Source organism: Maribacter sp. UH1 (assembly GCF_056839145.1).
Genome location: NZ_CM166387.1, coordinates 2,474,595 through 2,493,048, shown reverse-complemented (window position 1 = coordinate 2,493,048; position 18,454 = coordinate 2,474,595). Strand labels below are relative to the sequence as shown.

At 30.4% G+C, this 18,454-nt stretch carries 14 protein-coding genes; 13 read left to right on the top strand and 1 reads right to left on the bottom strand.

Annotated elements, in window-relative coordinates; translation table 11 throughout:
* Positions 1–306: 306 nt before the first annotated feature.
* Entirely contained in the window at positions 307–576 is a 270-nt protein-coding gene (locus UH1x_RS10850; RefSeq protein WP_482621710.1) for a hypothetical protein, read from the bottom strand.
* Between the two features lie 244 nt (positions 577–820).
* On the opposite strand from UH1x_RS10850, the gene UH1x_RS10845 reads away from it, so the two are divergent.
* The 13 genes from UH1x_RS10845 to UH1x_RS10785 all read left to right on the top strand — a co-directional run bounded on the left by UH1x_RS10845 (position 821) and on the right by UH1x_RS10785 (position 18,449).
* Positions 821–1,300, top strand: coding sequence for a UpxY family transcription antiterminator (locus UH1x_RS10845; RefSeq protein WP_482621709.1), 480 nt, complete (start codon positions 821–823; stop codon positions 1,298–1,300).
* A 564-nt stretch (positions 1,301–1,864) separates the two neighbouring features.
* Positions 1,865–3,211, top strand: coding sequence for an undecaprenyl-phosphate glucose phosphotransferase (locus UH1x_RS10840; protein WP_482621708.1), 1,347 nt, complete (start codon positions 1,865–1,867; stop codon positions 3,209–3,211).
* A 74-nt stretch (positions 3,212–3,285) separates the two neighbouring features.
* Positions 3,286–4,068 carry a polysaccharide biosynthesis/export family protein gene (locus UH1x_RS10835; RefSeq protein WP_482621707.1) on the top strand — a complete coding sequence of 261 codons (783 nt, stop codon included), beginning with the start codon at positions 3,286–3,288 and terminating at the stop codon, positions 4,066–4,068.
* A gap of 106 nt (positions 4,069–4,174) precedes the next feature.
* Complete coding sequence (locus UH1x_RS10830; protein ID WP_482621706.1) at positions 4,175–6,478, top strand: GumC family protein; 2,304 nt, start codon at positions 4,175–4,177, stop codon at positions 6,476–6,478.
* Between the two features lie 51 nt (positions 6,479–6,529).
* Positions 6,530–7,858, top strand: coding sequence for a lipopolysaccharide biosynthesis protein (locus UH1x_RS10825; protein ID WP_482621705.1), 1,329 nt, complete (start codon positions 6,530–6,532; stop codon positions 7,856–7,858).
* Positions 7,859–7,872: 14 nt separating this feature from the next.
* The gene (locus tag UH1x_RS10820) at positions 7,873–8,844 is read left to right on the top strand and encodes a glycosyltransferase (protein WP_482621704.1); all 972 of its coding nucleotides are present in this window, start codon (positions 7,873–7,875) and stop codon (positions 8,842–8,844) included.
* Positions 8,845–9,388: 544 nt separating this feature from the next.
* Complete coding sequence (locus tag UH1x_RS10815) at positions 9,389–9,973, top strand: acyltransferase (RefSeq protein WP_482621703.1); 585 nt, start codon at positions 9,389–9,391, stop codon at positions 9,971–9,973.
* A gap of 175 nt (positions 9,974–10,148) precedes the next feature.
* Positions 10,149–11,390 carry a glycosyltransferase family 4 protein gene (locus UH1x_RS10810; RefSeq protein ID WP_482621702.1) on the top strand — a complete coding sequence of 414 codons (1,242 nt, stop codon included), beginning with the start codon at positions 10,149–10,151 and terminating at the stop codon, positions 11,388–11,390.
* Positions 11,391–11,396: 6 nt separating this feature from the next.
* Positions 11,397–12,695 (top strand): hypothetical protein, encoded by a 1,299-nt coding sequence (locus UH1x_RS10805; protein WP_482621701.1) that lies wholly within the window; start codon positions 11,397–11,399, stop codon positions 12,693–12,695.
* Complete coding sequence (locus UH1x_RS10800; RefSeq protein ID WP_482621700.1) at positions 12,670–13,899, top strand: acyltransferase family protein; 1,230 nt, start codon at positions 12,670–12,672, stop codon at positions 13,897–13,899. The genes UH1x_RS10805 and UH1x_RS10800 overlap by 26 nt, the downstream gene beginning before the upstream one ends.
* Positions 13,900–13,963: 64 nt before the next feature.
* Positions 13,964–14,959, top strand: coding sequence for an acyltransferase family protein (locus tag UH1x_RS10795; protein WP_482621699.1), 996 nt, complete (start codon positions 13,964–13,966; stop codon positions 14,957–14,959).
* Between the two features lie 723 nt (positions 14,960–15,682).
* The gene (locus UH1x_RS10790) at positions 15,683–16,972 is read left to right on the top strand and encodes a WcaI family glycosyltransferase (protein ID WP_482621698.1); all 1,290 of its coding nucleotides are present in this window, start codon (positions 15,683–15,685) and stop codon (positions 16,970–16,972) included.
* A gap of 487 nt (positions 16,973–17,459) precedes the next feature.
* Positions 17,460–18,449 (top strand): glycosyltransferase, encoded by a 990-nt coding sequence (locus UH1x_RS10785; RefSeq protein ID WP_482621697.1) that lies wholly within the window; start codon positions 17,460–17,462, stop codon positions 18,447–18,449.
* The last annotated feature ends 5 nt before the right edge of the window (positions 18,450–18,454 follow it).

Here is an 18,454-nt window from a genome sequence, read left to right as displayed (position 1 = left end):
AAAATTTAACTTTTAATGTCTCTTATCAATATATTTGTTGTGAGATACAGGCAATTCTGTTGTTATTTGCAACTATTTGTAGTTTTTCATCGATTAAATTTGTCTATTTGAAGTGTTTTATTATGTGATTTTAAAAAGTAGTCCTTAAAAATCCGATAAAATTTTGACCCTTGTAATGAGCAACCGATAATGTCCATATTTACTAGTATTGCTAATCAGAGTATTAAAAAAAAGATGCAAAATTTTGTTTTTTCAGTATACCCCAGTTTCCTTAAAAAAGAAGATAAAGGATATTTACAGGAAAAATTACACTAGCTTTCTACGCGTTCTCATCATACGCTCTTGCATTATTTTTGCGTATAGAATCTGATTTTCCTCAATTTGTCTTTCCAAAGATGACACAGCTTTAACAGCCTTTTCTTTAATAGAACTTTCTACCTTGGAATTTTTGTGATTTTCAGGACTCTCAATTGTTAAATCATTTAATAAAGAGTTCAACTCATTAGAAACTGAATTTTCAGAAAGAGATTGCTTATTTACTTGTTTTGCACTAGACTTAAATAGATTTAAAAACATAAGGCGATAAGATTTTGGGTTACATTTAAAACGACCTAAATATGATAATAGTATAAATTAAGTAATCTTTTTCTTACAATAAAATTATTTGAAACAAATTTTACAGTGCTTCAAACTAGTAATTCACAACATTCTGAATCTTTAAAACAAAAAAACACTTACGAAATCCCTATTTTAGGGCACTTATAAATACTAGAAAAGCAAAAAGAGTGTTACCTAATTACAGAATCTACGTTTACACCCTATGACTAAAAACTGGTACGTACTTTATGTAAAACCCAAAAATGAAAAGAAGGTGGCCGAAAGGTTGTCATCTCATCAACTAGATGTCTATTGCCCAATGATCAAAGAAGTGAAGCAATGGAGCGATAGAAAAAAGACAATTGAAGTACCCTTATTTAAGTCATACGTTTTTGTAAATATTAGGGAATGCGAAAGACAAAAAGTCTTTGAGGTTCCAGGTGTAGTTCGTTATTTGTTTTGGTTGGGTAAACCTGCAGTAGTCCGTGACATTGAAATGGAAACTTTAAAAAAATGGTTATCTGACGATACTGTCGAAAACTACAGTCTTACCAAATTAGAATCTGGCGATAGAGTAGCCATTAAACGTGGAGCGTTAAAGGACAAACAAGCTGAAATTATAGAAATAGGCAAAACCAGAGTTAAATTAATTTTAGAAGGTATGGGTGTTGTCCTAAATATGAAATTGAGAGATATTGTTTGATCTATTACTTTTCTAAAGCCCACTCCTATTATTTTATAGCGACCATTAACCACTACGTCAATTATTTGACAATACACTACATTTTTCAAAGAAAAAACATGCCGTTCATCGATCAAATATTTATTTGATCCAACAGCAATTCCTCTTAATATTAAGAGTCCCTAAATTGACATTAACATATGGCAATTAGAGTAATAAATTTATGTTGATATTATGGTAAAACCCTCCCAAAAATTGGTAATTCATAATTTATAGATTCCTTAACATTAAATTTTGGTTTGTAGGAATTAGCTACTTATGTTTGCTTCATAATATTACCTCCCCCGTAAAGTTTTCAGAAGTTATAGGTTGACTTCGTTTTTTAAAAATAAACCTTTGGTCAGTACCAAATAATGTGGCTGACAATGCGGAGCGCTATTCAAAATTTAAATTTCCTTAGCCTAAAATTAAACACAACCATTTATAATTATGCAGGTTTAAAATATCTTTTTGTTTTCACAAAGTGCTATTAAACAAACCCTTACAAATTTTAGAGTTAAACCCCCTTTGCTTTAACCTCACCAGATGAAAAAATCATTTTTTGTCATTCCGTTATCTTTCATAGTTCATATCTTAATAATTAATGTTACTTTATATGTATTAATCCCAATTACCTATACTAACCTCTTCAGTATACTTTACTATAACATCACATGGTTTATAGTTACCTATAGTATAGACTTTTATCCTACAGCAAGAAGAGAAAGTTTTGAGGTTAATTTGAAAAGCTTTTTTACATTAATTCTTTTATATGGCTTAGTCTATTTTACCTCATTTTCATTTTTAAGCCCACATCCATATACTTGGCAACATTTATTAATGGTGTACACTATTATATGCTTACTAATGATGCTATTCAGAATGTTTTTTTATTGGGCAAGAAATCTTGTAAGACGTAAAGAGTACGTGCACACCAGAGCAGTCGTAATAGGTAGGGATAAAAATCTAAAAAAGATAAGACGCATTTTTGATATCCCAGAGTATGGTTATAGATATATGGGATATTTTGATAATTATAAATCAAACAGCCCAACGTACCTAGGCGATATACAAAGTAGCTTTGATTATATATTTGAAAACAATGTTGAAGAAGTATATTGTTTGGCCTCTCGTCTATCAAAAGATGAAATAAAGCACTTAATGAACATTGCCGACAATAGTTTTAAACGCATTAAAATTATACCGGATAACAAAGAGTTGTTTTCAAGGGCCATGTCCATTGAGTTGTATGATTCAGTACCTGTTTTAAATTTAAGGGCCTCTCCGCTAGATTTAGATTACGCTAATCTTATAAAACGTATTTTCGATATTCTCTTTTCGTTATTTGTTATCGTAACTGTATTATCATGGTTAGTTCCTATTGTATTTATTTTAATGAAAATAGATTCTAAAGGACCATTATTCTTTAAACAAAAAAGGCATGGGGTAAATAAGAATACCTTTTGGTGTTACAAATTTAGATCTATGACCAAGAGTGATGACAGCGATACCAAAATGGCAACCAAAAATGACATGAGAATTACCAAACTTGGTAGAATATTAAGAAAAACCAGTATTGATGAGTTACCGCAGTTTTACAATGTTTTAAAAGGTGATATGAGTATTGTAGGTCCAAGACCACACATGGAGCTACATACCAAACAATACGAAACCTCTGTTGACAAATATCTAGTCCGTCATTTTCTAAAACCTGGTATAACTGGTTTGGCTCAGGTCAAAGGCTATAGAGGAGAAATTATTCATAAATCAGATATTGTTAACCGGGTACGCTATGATATTTTCTATATGGAAAAATGGTCTATTCTACTTGATATTCAAATAATTACACTTACGGTAACTAATATTTTCAAAAGTGAAGAGAAAGCTTATTAAGAATACCAACAAACATATTATTTTTGAAATAGATATAAAATTAAGATAATAACCCTATACTAAGGCTAAACACTATGAACCATAAATTTAATTTTAATAAAATTTTACTTTTTCTTTTACTGCCACTTATTTTTTCTTGTTCTCGAAGAAATTTAGGGTACTTCAGTAATTATGGAGAAAAGAGGCTACAAACTGAAGATATCACTTTAAAAACAACACAAGCTGCTATCCAGCCTGGCGATCTTTTACAAATTACGGTTACAGATAACAATCCCGTAGCAGCAGCACCTTTTAATAAAAATGTTTCAAATGAAAACCCTAATAATAATTCTTCCTCGAATATTCAAGATGGTTATTTAGTGGATGAAAATGGAATCATTGATTTCCCAGTGATCGGAAGAATAAAAATTGGCGGTCAAACTAAAGCAAATGCCAAAATTAGTATTACCAACCTTTTAACTAATTATTTAGGCAACCCTATTGTTACCATCCGTTATTTAAATTATAAAATTACAGTTGTTGGTGAAGTTAAAAATCCGAGCACATTTTTAGTACCCTCAGAGCGTATTAATCTTATAGAGGCATTAGGCATGGCCGGAGACTTAACCATATATGGCAAGCGTGAAAATGTCATGATTATCAATGAATCTAACGGTATACGTACCGTTGCACAATTAAATTTAAATGATAAAGCCATATTAGACTCCCCTAATTTTTATCTAAAACCTAACGATATCGTTTACGTTGAACCTGTTAAAGCAAGAAAAGATCAATCTAGCTTAACACGGTCAAATATATCTCTAGTTTTAGGTGTCATTTCCGCTGCATCATTAATCTTATTGAATATAAATAGGTAGATTAAAAAGTAAGCATCAACTTTTGTATACAGATATATCTACCATAAACTTTGTAATTAGCCGAAATATTAATCCTTTTATTTCATAAGCCTTTATTTTACTACATATGAATGAATTAAAAAATGAGCTATTAGGCTCAAATAATAAGAATGTTGCTGATATTTTAAAGAAATATTTACAATATTGGCCCTTATTTGCAATTGGTATTATAATTAGTGTATTAAGTGTTTTCCTGTACATTCGTTATAAGGCCGATACTAAATATGCCATTTTAAGTACTATATTCATAAAAGAAACTACCACTGGTCAAAGTGTAAATGAAAACCAAGGGTTTAATAATCTTGGTCTTATTAAAACCTCGCACAGCATTGATGACGAGATGGGTATTTTAAAATCCTCAGGTATAATGGAAAAAGTTGTTTCTAAATTAAATCTGAATGTTGCCTATTTTCTAGAAGGAAAAATACGTGATATAGAAATTTATGGAGCTGACGTACCAGTTAATATTTTGGTAGATGAAACGTCAGACTATTTGGCATTTAATCTTCCAATTTATATTAAGATTCTTACAGAAGACACCTATGAATTAAAAACTGAGTTTCAAGAGAAAACCATTAAATCTGTACACAATTTTGGAGATTTGGTTTCTGAATCTTTTGGCACAGTCACAATAACCAAAAAAGAAAACACCACTTTTATAGAAGAAGGCAAACCTATATACTTTTTGATAAAAAATAAAGACCGTTTAGTAATCGATTTTTTAGGGAAATTAGGTGTAGCCACATCAAATAAAGGAGGTAACTTACTTAATATTAAATTTCTAAGCTCTTCAAAACAAAAAGGTGAAGACATTGTTGCCGGCTTAATTGAAACCTATGTAGAAGAAACTATTAAATATGAAAATGAGATTGCTGAAAATACCATTCAGATGATTGACGACCGCTTAACAAAACTGTCCAGTGAGATTGACGGTGTTGAAAGTAATGTCGAAAATTTCAAATCAAGAAATGTAATTACAGATGTTGCCAGTAACGCCAATAGTTATATAGGCCAGGCCAACGATTATAAAAATAGAATCTCAGAATATCAATCGCAGATTAATGTTTTAGGATATGTTGAAGAATCATTTAATAATGGTAGCGGAGACGCATCTATTAGTAGTTCTATTGCAATGAATGATGGCGTATTGAGTAATATGGTGAATAATTACAATGAAGCATTGATAGAGAAAAAGCGATTATCACAATCAACTCCATCCAGTAACCCTATCATTGTGGATTTAGACACCACTCTTAACAATTTACGTACTTCTATATTACAAAATGTTAGAAGTACTAAGAACGGTCTTGTTATTGCTCAACGAAATTTACAATCTAACGCAAATAAATATCAAGCTCAAATTGCAAGGGTACCGTCTATGGAACGCAAATTATCAGATATTAGTAGAGAGCAAAGTACCAAAGAGGGACTCTTTCTATATCTTTTGCAAAAACGTGAAGAAGAAATTCTATCAATGGCTGCACCAGTCTCTTCTACCCGAATTGTAAGTTTACCCAAAGCTAGCTTGTATCCTATAAGCCCAAATAAAGTTTCGTTGTACCTAGGCGGTATACTACTAGGGTTGTTTTTACCATTCTGTATTGTGTTTACCAAAGAAATGCTTGACAATAAAGTAAGCTCATTAGATGATTTAACAAAATTATCTTTAGCACCAGTTCTTGGTGAGATTTCAAAAAACAAATCAAAAAATAGTCTTGTTGCAACGGAAAGAGAACGCACCCCAACCGCAGAACTATTTCGTTTACTGCGTTTCAATTTAGAATATTTAAAAAAGAATGAAAAGAACCAAACTTTAATGGTTACCTCGTCTGTTAAAGGGGAAGGTAAAAGTTTCGTAGCTGCTAATTTAGCCATTTCTTTAGCTGCCGCAGGGGAAAAGGTTATCCTACTTTCCTTTGATTTACGAGAACCAAGCTTAATGCCATTATTTGGTCTAACCGAAAAACCAGGCATTACCGATTTTATCGTAAAAAAAGGTATGTCTTTAGATGAGATTATACAAACCCATACCGATATTGATAATTTAAGTCTTATTGGAGCTGGTATTCCAATGATTGAAGTGGGTAAATTAATTTTAAATGAACGAATAGAAATTTTATTCAAAGAACTTAAAACTAAGTACGACCGTATAATTATAGATACTGCCCCTATTGGAAAAGTTTCCGATGGTTTTGCCTTAAATTCTTATATCGATAGTACAATTTATGTAGTAAGGCAGAGTTATACAAAAAACGAATATTTAAAATCATTGAACAATATATATCAAAATAACAAACTCCGTAATACTATGGTATTACTAAATGACACCACTGCCGGTCAAACATATGGATATGGAAATAAACCAAGTTAATAGTAAACAAACTATTTGACACAAAGAATCCAAACGAAATAAATCAAAATATTGAATTTTTTTAAAAAAATAAGTGAGATAATTTCTAAATACATTCCACCTCCACTAAGAAAAGCAATCAGTCAAGTATTGGGAGCTCAATTTTTATTGCAACTTATGGGTCTGGGTATAAGTGTTCTTATGGTTAGGGTTCTACCAAAATCAGAATATGGTATTTATACTGTACTTATGGCCGTTTTAGGGATGCTAAGTGTTATATCCGGTTCTGGTATAATGATTGGTTTCAAAAAAATAGGTGGTCAGGTTTGGAATCAAAATAAAGCTTTAGCTGATTTAATTAAAACTACTTTTTCAATTAGAAAATATTTAATTCTATTTGCCTTTTTGGTTGTAGGAACTTACGCATTCTTAGTTTTCAATAGACAGAATGTTCCGTTTTACGACAGTTTATTTTTTATTGTCACATTACTTTTTATGGTGATACCAAATGCCAGTATCGGAATTTATTCAGAAGGCTTAAGGCTACAGCAAATATATGCTCCGGTACAATTACAATCACTCATTAGCCAAGGTATAAGAATAATAGGCATTTTTGTTTTATTTTTTTTTTGGAAAGAATATTTAACTATTAAAAGTATCTTAATCATTACCGTAGTTGGTCTGTGGGTATCGTTGATTTACCTAAAGAAAAAACAAAATGCTAGTTTATTAATTAATAATTCGTTTATAGAAACGCCTAGTGTAAATATTGAATATAGAAATACATTAATAAAATTCATAAAATTAAATTGGCACAATTCTATATTCTTTGCCTTCAAAGACCAAATCTCTATTTTCATAATCGGTATTTACGGCTCAAAGGCAAGTTTAGCAGATTTAGGGGCAATAACAAGATATTCAATGGTTTTTTTGGTAATCGTGGCACTTATTACCAATATTTTAGGTCCTACATTTGGTAGGTGCAATAAAAAACAAAGGTTAAAGCAGATAACCTTATTCACCTTAATTAGTTATCTATTCTTCTTCGTTTTTGTAATAATTATGGTTGTTCTTTTTTCAGACCAATTACTATGGCTTTTAGGATCAAAATATGAAGGGTTAAATAAAGAATTACTCTTGGTATTTATCTCTAGTTTATTATTACTCGGTGTACAAATAGTTAGCGCACTAAACAGCTCAAAAGGATGGATTAAATATTCTCCACTATTAGAAATACCACTTGGCATTATTGGTATTATTACAAGCATCATCGTATTTGATTTGAGTACCGTTACAGGAGCTCTATATCTGTCGATTGTTTCTATGACAATTATGCTTTTAATGCATATTGCAAATTTTATATTTGGCTATAAACATTTTAAAGAAATAACAAGTTTTTGATAAACGAAGTTAATATGAAAATTTCTGTAGTTGTACCTACTTATAAACGTACTAAAGATTTTATTAGAGCTTTAATGTCGTTACAGAATCAAGTAAGATTAGTTGATGAACTAATTGTGGTCATTGGACCTGGTGATACCGATACTTTTAAAGCTTTAGATGATTTCGAATTTAATATCAAGAAAGTTAAAATATTAAAAGCCAAAAAACCAAGTTTAATACACTCGTTAAATTTAGCCCTTAGAAATGTAGAAGGAGATATTATTTGTTTACTAGATGATGATGTTTGGTTACCTCTAGACTGGTCCAAAAAAATTGAAAAAGCTTACAAAGAGAATAAACAAATGGGAGCTTATGGCGGAAGAGACCATTTACAATCTGAAAACAAAGCCTTAGCTAGCCCATCACCTGCAATTACTGTGGGAACTTTTCTTGTGAATGGAACTGCATCAGGAAATCATCATTGTGGTTCAGTAAAATCCCCTATAGTTGTTGATGTTTTAAAAGGAGTTAATCTATCATTCAGAAAATCAGCCTTTAGCAGACTAGAAATAGATACTCAGTTAGAAAGTAAAGGTGCAGAAATATGCTCTGAAATTGATATCTGCCAAAGTATTCAAAAGAATAACTTTACAATAGTATACGATAATGAAAATTATCTTTTGCACTTTGCATCCCCACGACCTAGTTATGATAATCGTGATATTTTTTTTCAATCCATTGAGAAAAATAGAATATTTAACAAATCATATGTTTACGGAAAATATAGACCATTATCTGAAATATTCTTATTTACCATAAGACAAATAATCATTGGCAATAAATTACAACCAGGAATTGTATGGTCTTTAGTTCTATTAACTAGAACTAAAAAAATAAAAGCCCTAGTATTTCCTTTTAGTCTTTACAAATACATGGTTAAAGGAATGGTAAAAGGCAGAAAAAATTATTATACACAGAATACCAAAAAAAAACAACTTAACTGAAAGTTATGGTGTTACATAAAAAAAGTAACCAAGTCAATAATTCTATTTTCAATTGGGCTTTATAAAGCGAAACAGTTGTAGGAACTTTAAACTTTTGTAGCTGTATTTCCATAGGATTATTTTGACAAGCTAACTAAATCACAACCATAGGCAATGTTAAGCAGAAGACATTGTCAATGATACCTACAAAATTAGAACTCTACTCCTACTTAAAAGAATTCGATAAATTTTTGTTGCCAAAATTATGTATGAAAACAATTAACCACAGTTGAACAATCATAGTTCTCATTTTTTATTCTTAACTCATATTTTTATAAAATAGCAGCAAATAAAATGCTTAAATAACCAACAGTATGACAAATGTCATATATACCTAAGAAGACGATGCATACTCCATTAAATTTTGGATGCTTTGTAGGAGCGATGGTAATATAGTCAATACTCCATATTAAAATTTGGGGGAGTATATCCACTAAAAATTGGTAATCACATAAAACAACTAAACTATACTGTAAATTACAGAAGACTACTAAATAATATGAATATGGAAAATAAAGTCATCCAAAAATCATTCTTCGTTTTTAAATTTAGACTCATAAGTAGTGCTGCCTCGTCTTTGAGAAAAATTTATTACCGAACTAAAGGGATGACCATTAAAAAAGGGACAAATCTTCCGAAAATTTTTATCACATGGCCACACCAAGTGTGTATAGGTGCTAATTGTAAACTTGAGCATCACATTTATTTTAGATTTGACGGTATTTGGAAACCAGGTAAAGCCATCCAAATTGAAGACAACACATTCATAGGTTCAGGCACGGAATTTAATATAACTAAAGGAATTAAAATTGGAAAAAATTGTTTGATAGCCTCAGGTTCTAGATTCATTGATCATGATCATGGTTATGACACTAGATCAGTCCTCATGAATATTTCAAGAACCGGAAAAGAAGCTACTATAAAAATTGGCGAAGACGTATGGCTAGGCTGTAACGTTGTAGTTTTAAAAGGGGTTCAAATTGGTAATGGGGCCATAGTTGCAGCCGGTGCAGTTGTAAATAAATCCATTCCAAAATATGAAATTTGGGGCGGGGTTCCCGCAAGAAAAATTGGAGTAAGACCTTTATAATTAATACAGTTAAATACGTCTGTAACCCGTGGCTACTTTTCAAATAAAGTTGTATTACCTTTTGTAAATAAACTAAAAGAGATTTAAAAAAGTAAAAAATTGACCAATAGCATTTTTATAGTTTTTTAATAAAAACTAAACTAACAAGCAAAATACCTTTATTATTAAAGCATAAATGAAAATAATTGTCTCACACCCAACAAGTAACCAAGTCAATAGAGCTATGTTAAAAGGTCTTTATAAAGCTAATCAACTGCAAAGCTTTTACACCTCTGTAGCAACTTTCCAGAACGATTCTTTAGATAGGTTAAGTGGACTAAAACCTTTTTCAGAATTAAAAAAAAGGCAGTTTGCAAGTGAACTTCAAAATATGACACATACTTACCCATATAAAGAACTAATGCGTATGGTGTTGCCAAAAATTGGAATGAACAGCTTTACTGCAGAAGAAAAATCTAAATTTTCTATATATAGTGCTTATCAATATTTTGACAAAATGGTAGCTAAACAATTATTGAAAGAACAAAATAGAGGTGCCACTGCACTTTATGCCTATGAAGATGGTGCATACCATTCATTTTTGAAAGCAAAGGAATTAGGTGTAAAATGTATGTACGATCAACCTATAGGCTATTGGCGAGTTGCACATAGTATACTGCAAAAAGAACGTGAATTATGGCCGGAATGGGAAGCTACTATACCTGGCCTAAATGACTCAGAAGAAAAGTTATTAAACAAGGATAACGAATTACAATTAGCGGATTGTGTATTTGCCGCTAGTACTTTTACCGCCAACACATTAAAAGAATATCCTGGAGAATTAAAACAGATTAAAGTAATACCTTTTGGCTTTCCTGAAATTAAAACGAACAAACAATTCAAAAATATTTCACCTAATAGTAAGATTCGCCTTTTATTCGTAGGCGGACTATCTCAACGAAAAGGAATTGCAAATTTATTTACAGCAGTAAACAAATTTAAAAATCAAATAGAATTAACAATTGTAGGTAGAAAACTTAACGAAAATTGCAAAGTATTAAATAAAGAACTTAAAAAACATAATTATATTTCTAGCCTACCTTTCCCTAAAGTTTTGGAATTAATGGGACAAAATGATGTTTTTGTATTCCCATCACTTTTTGAAGGCTTTGGAATGGTTATAACTGAGGCTATGTCTCAAGGTTTACCCGTTATAACTACCATAAACACCGCTGGTGGAGATTTCATAGAACATGGTAAAAACGGATGGCTAGTACAACCTGGTGACACCGACGGCTTAATTGATATGCTAGAAGAATTAATTGAAAACCCTGAACAAATTACAGTAGTTGCAAAAGAAGCTATAAAAACGGCAGAAGCAAGACCTTGGTTTAACTATTCAAAAGAAGTAGTACATACTTTGACAGATTTAAAGTAATTAATTTTGATTCAATTATCTCAAAAAATAGATACCGAAAATTACACCCTGGTTTGGCTAAAAAGAGGCATATGGCTGTACTTCTTTTTACTGATTTTCGAAGGGGCGTTACGAAAATGGATATTGCCAGGACTATCAGATGTATTATTAATCATAAGAGACCCACTAGCTATTGTAATGCTATTTTTTGCATGGAAAGCAAATATTTTAAAAGTAAATGGGTATATCATTGTTATGACTGCCATTACAATATTAAGCGTAATTGCTACCTTTTTTACTGGTCATCAAAATATTGTTGTAACTGTTTATGGAGCTAGAATATTTCTAATTCAGTTTCCGTTTATTTTTGTCATTGGGTCTGTTTTTTCTAAGGAAGATGTTATTAAAGTTGGCAAACTATTACTTTGGATATCTATTCCTATGACAATTTTAATAGTATTACAATTTTATAGTCCGCAATCTGCATGGGTAAATAGAGGCGTTGGTGGTGATATGGAAGGTGCTGGGTTTTCTGGTGCTCTAGGTTATTTTAGACCTCCGGGAACTTTTTCTTTCACTAATGGCACTAGTTTATTTTATCATTTCTTAGCCTGCTTTGTTTTTATCTTCTGGCTAATGCCTAAAACAATCAACAAATTACTATTGATCTTCGCTACTATATGTTTATTAATTGCCATACCCATATCTATAAGTAGAACTTTATTGTTTTCTGTAATTATCTCGCTGATATTTTATTTTTTTGCTTCATATTTCAGACCAAATTTTTTAAGAAAGTTATTGGTTTTTATTTCTAGTATGTTCGTTATTGGTTTTATTGTAACTAACCTAGAATTTATGGGGGATGCCACCGAAGCTTTTACATCAAGATTTACCAATGCTAGTGAAAGCGAAGGAGGTTTAGAAGGTACTTTAATTGACAGATACTTAGGTTTATTAATTGGAGCTGTTACAGATACTCAAGACACTCCTTTTTTTGGACACGGAATGGGCATGGGTACTAATGCTGGCAGTCAACTTTTAACGGGTGGACGTACATTTTTAATCGCTGAAGATGAATGGGCACGCATAATTGGTGAAATGGGAATTCTTCTCGGATTAGCAGTTATTATTACAAGATCAATACTAACCATTAATTTAAGCTTCCAAAGTTTCAAAGCTTTAAAAAATTTAAATTTCATCCCATTCTTATTATCTAGTTTTATTATTTTAATAGTTCCTCAAGGGCAATGGTCACAACCCACAAGTTTAGGTTTTGCCATATTTGTTACAGGTATTTTGATTGCATCATTTAAAACGCAGCCTTAATAAACAATGTTCATTACCATCGAATTATTTTATCATAATTTCCTTTTTTTCCATTTTATCATATCCTATGCAAGAAAGCAATAGAAATTATACGCTAGATCTTATTAGAGGAGTTAGTGCCCTTATAGTTTTGATGAGTCATTTAAGAGCAGCCATGTTTTTAGATTTTAATCAACTAGATTTAAATGTGGGTACCGGTATTATTGCAAAAGTATTCTATTTTTTAACAGGTTTAGGTCACCAAGCAGTTATGGTATTTTTTGTTTTGAGCGGTTACTTTGTTGGAGGATCCATATTAAAACTTAGAAAAAAATTTACTTTTAAAAAGTACCTTATTGCACGATTATCGAGACTTTGGACTCCCCTAATCCCTATTTTATTTTTCACCCTTTTCATCGATTATTTTTTGAATATTTTGTCTCCAGAAATTATTTCTGGTAAATATTATGATATATTAAATTCTGGACCAACCAACGATTATTCAAACTCAATAGTTACTTTTATTTCCAATATATTTTTTTTGCAAACAACTATAACTCCAGTTTATGGTTCTAACGGTCCTTTATGGAGTCTTGCATATGAATTCTGGTATTATATAATTTTCCCTTTAATAGCAATTGCCATAGGGGTTATCCCTTCAAGTATATGGAATAAAATAATTTCCATAATTTTCATCATCCTTATCGCTGTTACCATATCAACAAACATGCTTCAAGGTTTTTTAATTTGGATGTTAGGTGTTGGCGTATATTATATCACAACAAAGAACAATATAAAAACGAACACCTTTTTTATAATAAGTTTTATTCTAATTTTTTTAGTTTCCTTAATACATAGTAAGTTTCATTTCTTTAATTCGAAGAATGATTTTTTAGAGGACTTATTTGTAGGGCTTGCATTTAGTGGATTATTAATATCTATAATTAATTATCAATTACCTAAAATATCATTTTTAAACCTTAGAAAATTATCTTTTGGTATATCTGAAATCTCTTATACACTATACATATTACACTTTCCATTAGTACTATTAATCTATGGGTTATTCTATATAAAAGACCAAGAGGTTTTTAGCATATTAAGCTTTTTACAATTCTTTGCATGGTCATTGTTTTTAATTATTGTTAGCGCTTTATTTTGGTATTTATTTGAAAGAAACACTAATAGTGTCCGCCAATTTATGGTTAACATTCTAAAGAAATAGTTAGGTGGAATCTATATAATAAAAACCACAAAATGTTATTAATAAAACATCAGAAACTAGTCTAATGTCTCGAAACTTTAATGGAGATTTATTAAAGAGTATTTCAATATTTGCAGTAGTTTATATCCATGCCTACTCAATAATCAACGAAATACCAATTCTAGTGTTCATCAAAGATGTTTTTAGATTTGCTGTTCCATGTTTTATAATTCTTTGGGCTTATTTTTTAGAAAAATCATACCTGAGAAAAGAAGTTGATCAAAGAAATAAGTATCTACTAAAACGTTTCATACACTTATTGCGAGTTTTTCTTATATGGAGTCTACTGTATTTTTTACTTTCTGTTGAATGGTCTACTTTAACGTTAAAAAACTTTTTCTCACAGTATTTTAGTGGTTATGGTTGGTCAGGACAATATTTTTTTATTATCCTCTTTCAGTTAATAATCCTATATCCATTTTTAAGAAAATTATTTGATATTAAAATTCTTAAATTCTTGTGCATATTATTATCAATTATAATATATGTATACTTTGAATTTTATTTCGACATGATTCCTGAAATCCTAATTAAATTAGGCTATCGACCCTTCTATTTCTGGGTGATTTATGTATTCGTTGGCATTACAATGGCTAGAAAACCAATTAAAAAAATCCATCCAATATTTATATTCTTCCCTATTTTCATAGGAGTTGAATTATTATACTTGCGCAAATACAATTTTGAACATTTTGATTATATCACTTTAGGAACTATTCTGTTCTCAACTTTATTTTGTTCTTTTTTTACACAAAAAAACACGTATTATTATTCAAAAAATATCAATACACTAATTGGCTTTATAGGTCAAAATACGCTAATCATTTTTATCAGTAATCCTCTTATTATTATTTTACTAAATAATGCTATTAAACAAACCAATTTCGTAAATACAGCATTACAAACCCAACCTTGGGTTAGTATTCTATTATCCTTGGTTATGGTAACCATAGTATTTATTGCCGCATTAATAATTGCCAAAGTATTTCATAAGACAAATTTGAATAAATTAATAGGATAAAATTAAAGTGTTAAATAACATGGTAAAATTGAAAACTATATTAATAAACCGTCATAAAGAATTTAGAGAATTTAACAAAAGCCGCTACACCTAATTTTTGAACAATGTTTTTCATGAATTAGGCAATGTTACCGAAATAAAGACGTGAAGTAATATTAAAAAAATTTAGAAGTGTTTACCAACTTTTTGAAGAAGGCGATTTTTATAAAAGAGGGGTTTTTAAATTCTATGACTAGGAACTAACATTACAAATAGAACATTGCCGTTATTATATATTGAAAGCACCTCATAACTAGATATTAAAGTAATATGTAAAGCTTCACCAAAATAAAATCTATTTATAAATAGAGTTGATAATCACATTTCATTAAAAGCTTACTAAGGTGCCTCTCTAATTCTTTTTCCTTCTTCAGCAGAGGTTTTAGTCTATTCAAATGGTAATGGTATCTGCATGCCAGGTAATTGCTACCAATGAGACACTTACTTATGCAGTTAGACAAATATAGATATCTATATAAAAACTTTCAATGAGACCAACAATACTGAGCATAAGCAACTAAAGCAGCAAAAATTTCAGTTACGAAAGTATATTACTAGAAGTAGAATCCTTCTACAAGTCTATAATAACTTCTCAATACATTTAATAGGAAAACAATTTAATCAAATACTTATTTCAATTGCAGATATCATATTCTCACCACACAATCTTTTAAAACGCACATCATGAAAACAAAAAATACAAAACGCATTTTGTTCGTAGGTTATAATTTTTCTCCGGAGCTTACTGGTATTGGTAAATACTCAGGTGAAATGATGCAATGGTTGGCAGAAAAAGGGCATGAGTGTACCGTATTGACTTCATACCCTTATTATCCTTATTGGAAAATACAGAAACCTTATAGAAAAAACCGTTTTTGGTATAAGAAAGAAGTAACAATTTTCGAATCCGGTGGAAAACTTAGTGTGATAAGATGCCCCATGTACGTTCCTAATAAACCAAGTGGAATAAAAAGAATGTTATTAGACTGTACCTTTTCACTATCTGCCTTTTTAGTGAGTATTCCACTCTTATTCTATAAAAAATATAATAGGGTCATTACCGTTGCACCATCTTTTCAAATTGGTCTGCTTGGTGTCTTTTATAAAAGGATTAGAAATGCGATGCATATACACCATATACAAGATATGCAAATTGAGGCTGCACAAGATTTGGGAATGATAAAATCTCCTAAGCTTTTAAATGCCTTATATGGGGTGGAAAAATATATTTACAACAATACAGATGTCATCAGTAGTATCTCTGATGGTATGATTGAAAAAATAGAACGTAAGGCAATGAAGCCTATTTCATTTTTTCCTAACTGGACCGAGACCAATACCTTTTACCCTATTAAAAACAGTAAAGATTATAAAAAAAACTGGGGCTTTAAATCATCGGATTTTATAGTACTCTATTCTGGAGCAATAGGTGAAAAACAAGGGTTAGATGCCATTTTAACTTCTGCAAAAGATCTACAAGCCCATCAACATTTACAATTTATCATTTGTGGGACAGGTCCTTACAAGAAAGTTTTGAGCGAAAAAGCAAAAAGCATGAATTTGAACAATGTTCATTTTATGCCTTTACAACCTAAAGAAAAGTTTAATAAATTTTTAAATATTGCAGATGTACATTTGGTCATACAGAAAGAAAAAGCCAGTGATTTGGTGATGCCATCAAAATTAACTACTATACTATCCGTAGGCGGTTTAGCTTTGATAACGGCAAATCCAAACTCTAGTTTACATCGTGTAGTCAGTAAGCACGGCATGGGTATTTTAGTTGCTCCAGAAAATCAAGAAGCTTTAAATACCGGAATTTTAATAGGTCTTGGCGAAATGGATAATCAAGATATTAAAAAGGCAGCACGTAGCTATGCAGAAAAATATCTGGCAATTGATACCGTAATGCAAAATTTTAATAAAAAAATTATTGCTGAACAAAAAAAACAAGCCATACAATTTGTCAATTAACATTGTATGATTAGATAATTAAAAAAAAATCCTCTATTTACCCAAGATATATTATAGCGACATTAAAATTTACTATGTCAATAAACATATTCACGTTCAGCCCAGCAATCTAATAATTGTTCAAATTGATACTTAAACTAGTACTTCAACCTAGATAGGATATAACCAAACTTATAATCTAAAAATATCCACACTGGCACGAATAGTAGTTTTGAAATTAAAACCATCTCTTTTTTTCAAGATTCTGCAAAAATGGTTTTAGACTTGCAAAATAAAATGTCCATTATAAAACAAATTAAATAGCAAGCTATTGTAGATAGTAAGAATAGAATTGTAATAATGGAACAATTATAGTACAGAAGTTGAACTTTAAGGAGCTACGCAAGGTCCTAGCTATTCACATCTAGGTTGGAGTTGCTTTTACATAAAATGATATTTAAATATTACAAAACGAGTAGAGCTACTCATAATCTCAACATTTTTTTGAATGAAAATCAATTATTTTTTTAGACATCCAAAAGTCGGTCATTCTATACATCGTGTTTTTAGAACTATACTTCAAGAGTTGAATAGAACAGTTGAAATAGATACGTATGATGTACCAAATGTTGGTTCAATGCCAATTGATGTTCTAAAAAATAATTTATATACCTATAAAAAACGAGACAAAAAAACCATTCATCATGTTACAGGTCATATACACGATGTGCTTTTGGCACTAACCGGAGTAAAAACGGTTTTAACTATACATGACCTTGTGTTCTTAGACAATGTTAAAAATCCTATCAAACGTTTTTACAAATGGTTATTTTGGTTCTATTTGCCTATTAAAATTGCAGATAGGGTAGTTTGCATATCTAACCAAACTAAAAACAATATTTTAAACAAAATAAACACAGATAAACTATCAGTCATTTACAATGCTGTAGACCCCATATTTAAATATACACCCCACAGTTTTAATGAAGAAAAACCGATTATACTTCATATTGGAACAGGTTGGAATAAAAATCTAGAGCTTACTATTGAGGCATTAGAAGATATTGATTGTCACTTAAGAATTATTGGAAATTTAAGTGATAAACAATTACAACTTCTTTTGAACCATAACATTGATTTTTCAAATGAATCTAATTTGACCGATGAACAAATTAAACAGGAATATATTAACTGTGACATTGTAAATTTTCCTTCAAAATATGAGGGCTTTGGAATGCCCGTAATAGAAGGGCAACAAACAGGAAGAGTTGTTATTACAACTAAAATAGAACCTATTATTGAAGTTGCCAATGACGCTGTAGCTTTCGTTATTCCTAATGACACCAACTCTTTGAGAAATACATATTTAAAAATTAAAAACAATTCTGTTTATAGAAACAATATTATTGAAAAAGGGCTAACGAATGCAAAAAGGTTTTCCGTAGAAGCTATTACGTTACAGTACATTAACTTATATCAAGATTTAGATAAAGAATGAAAATA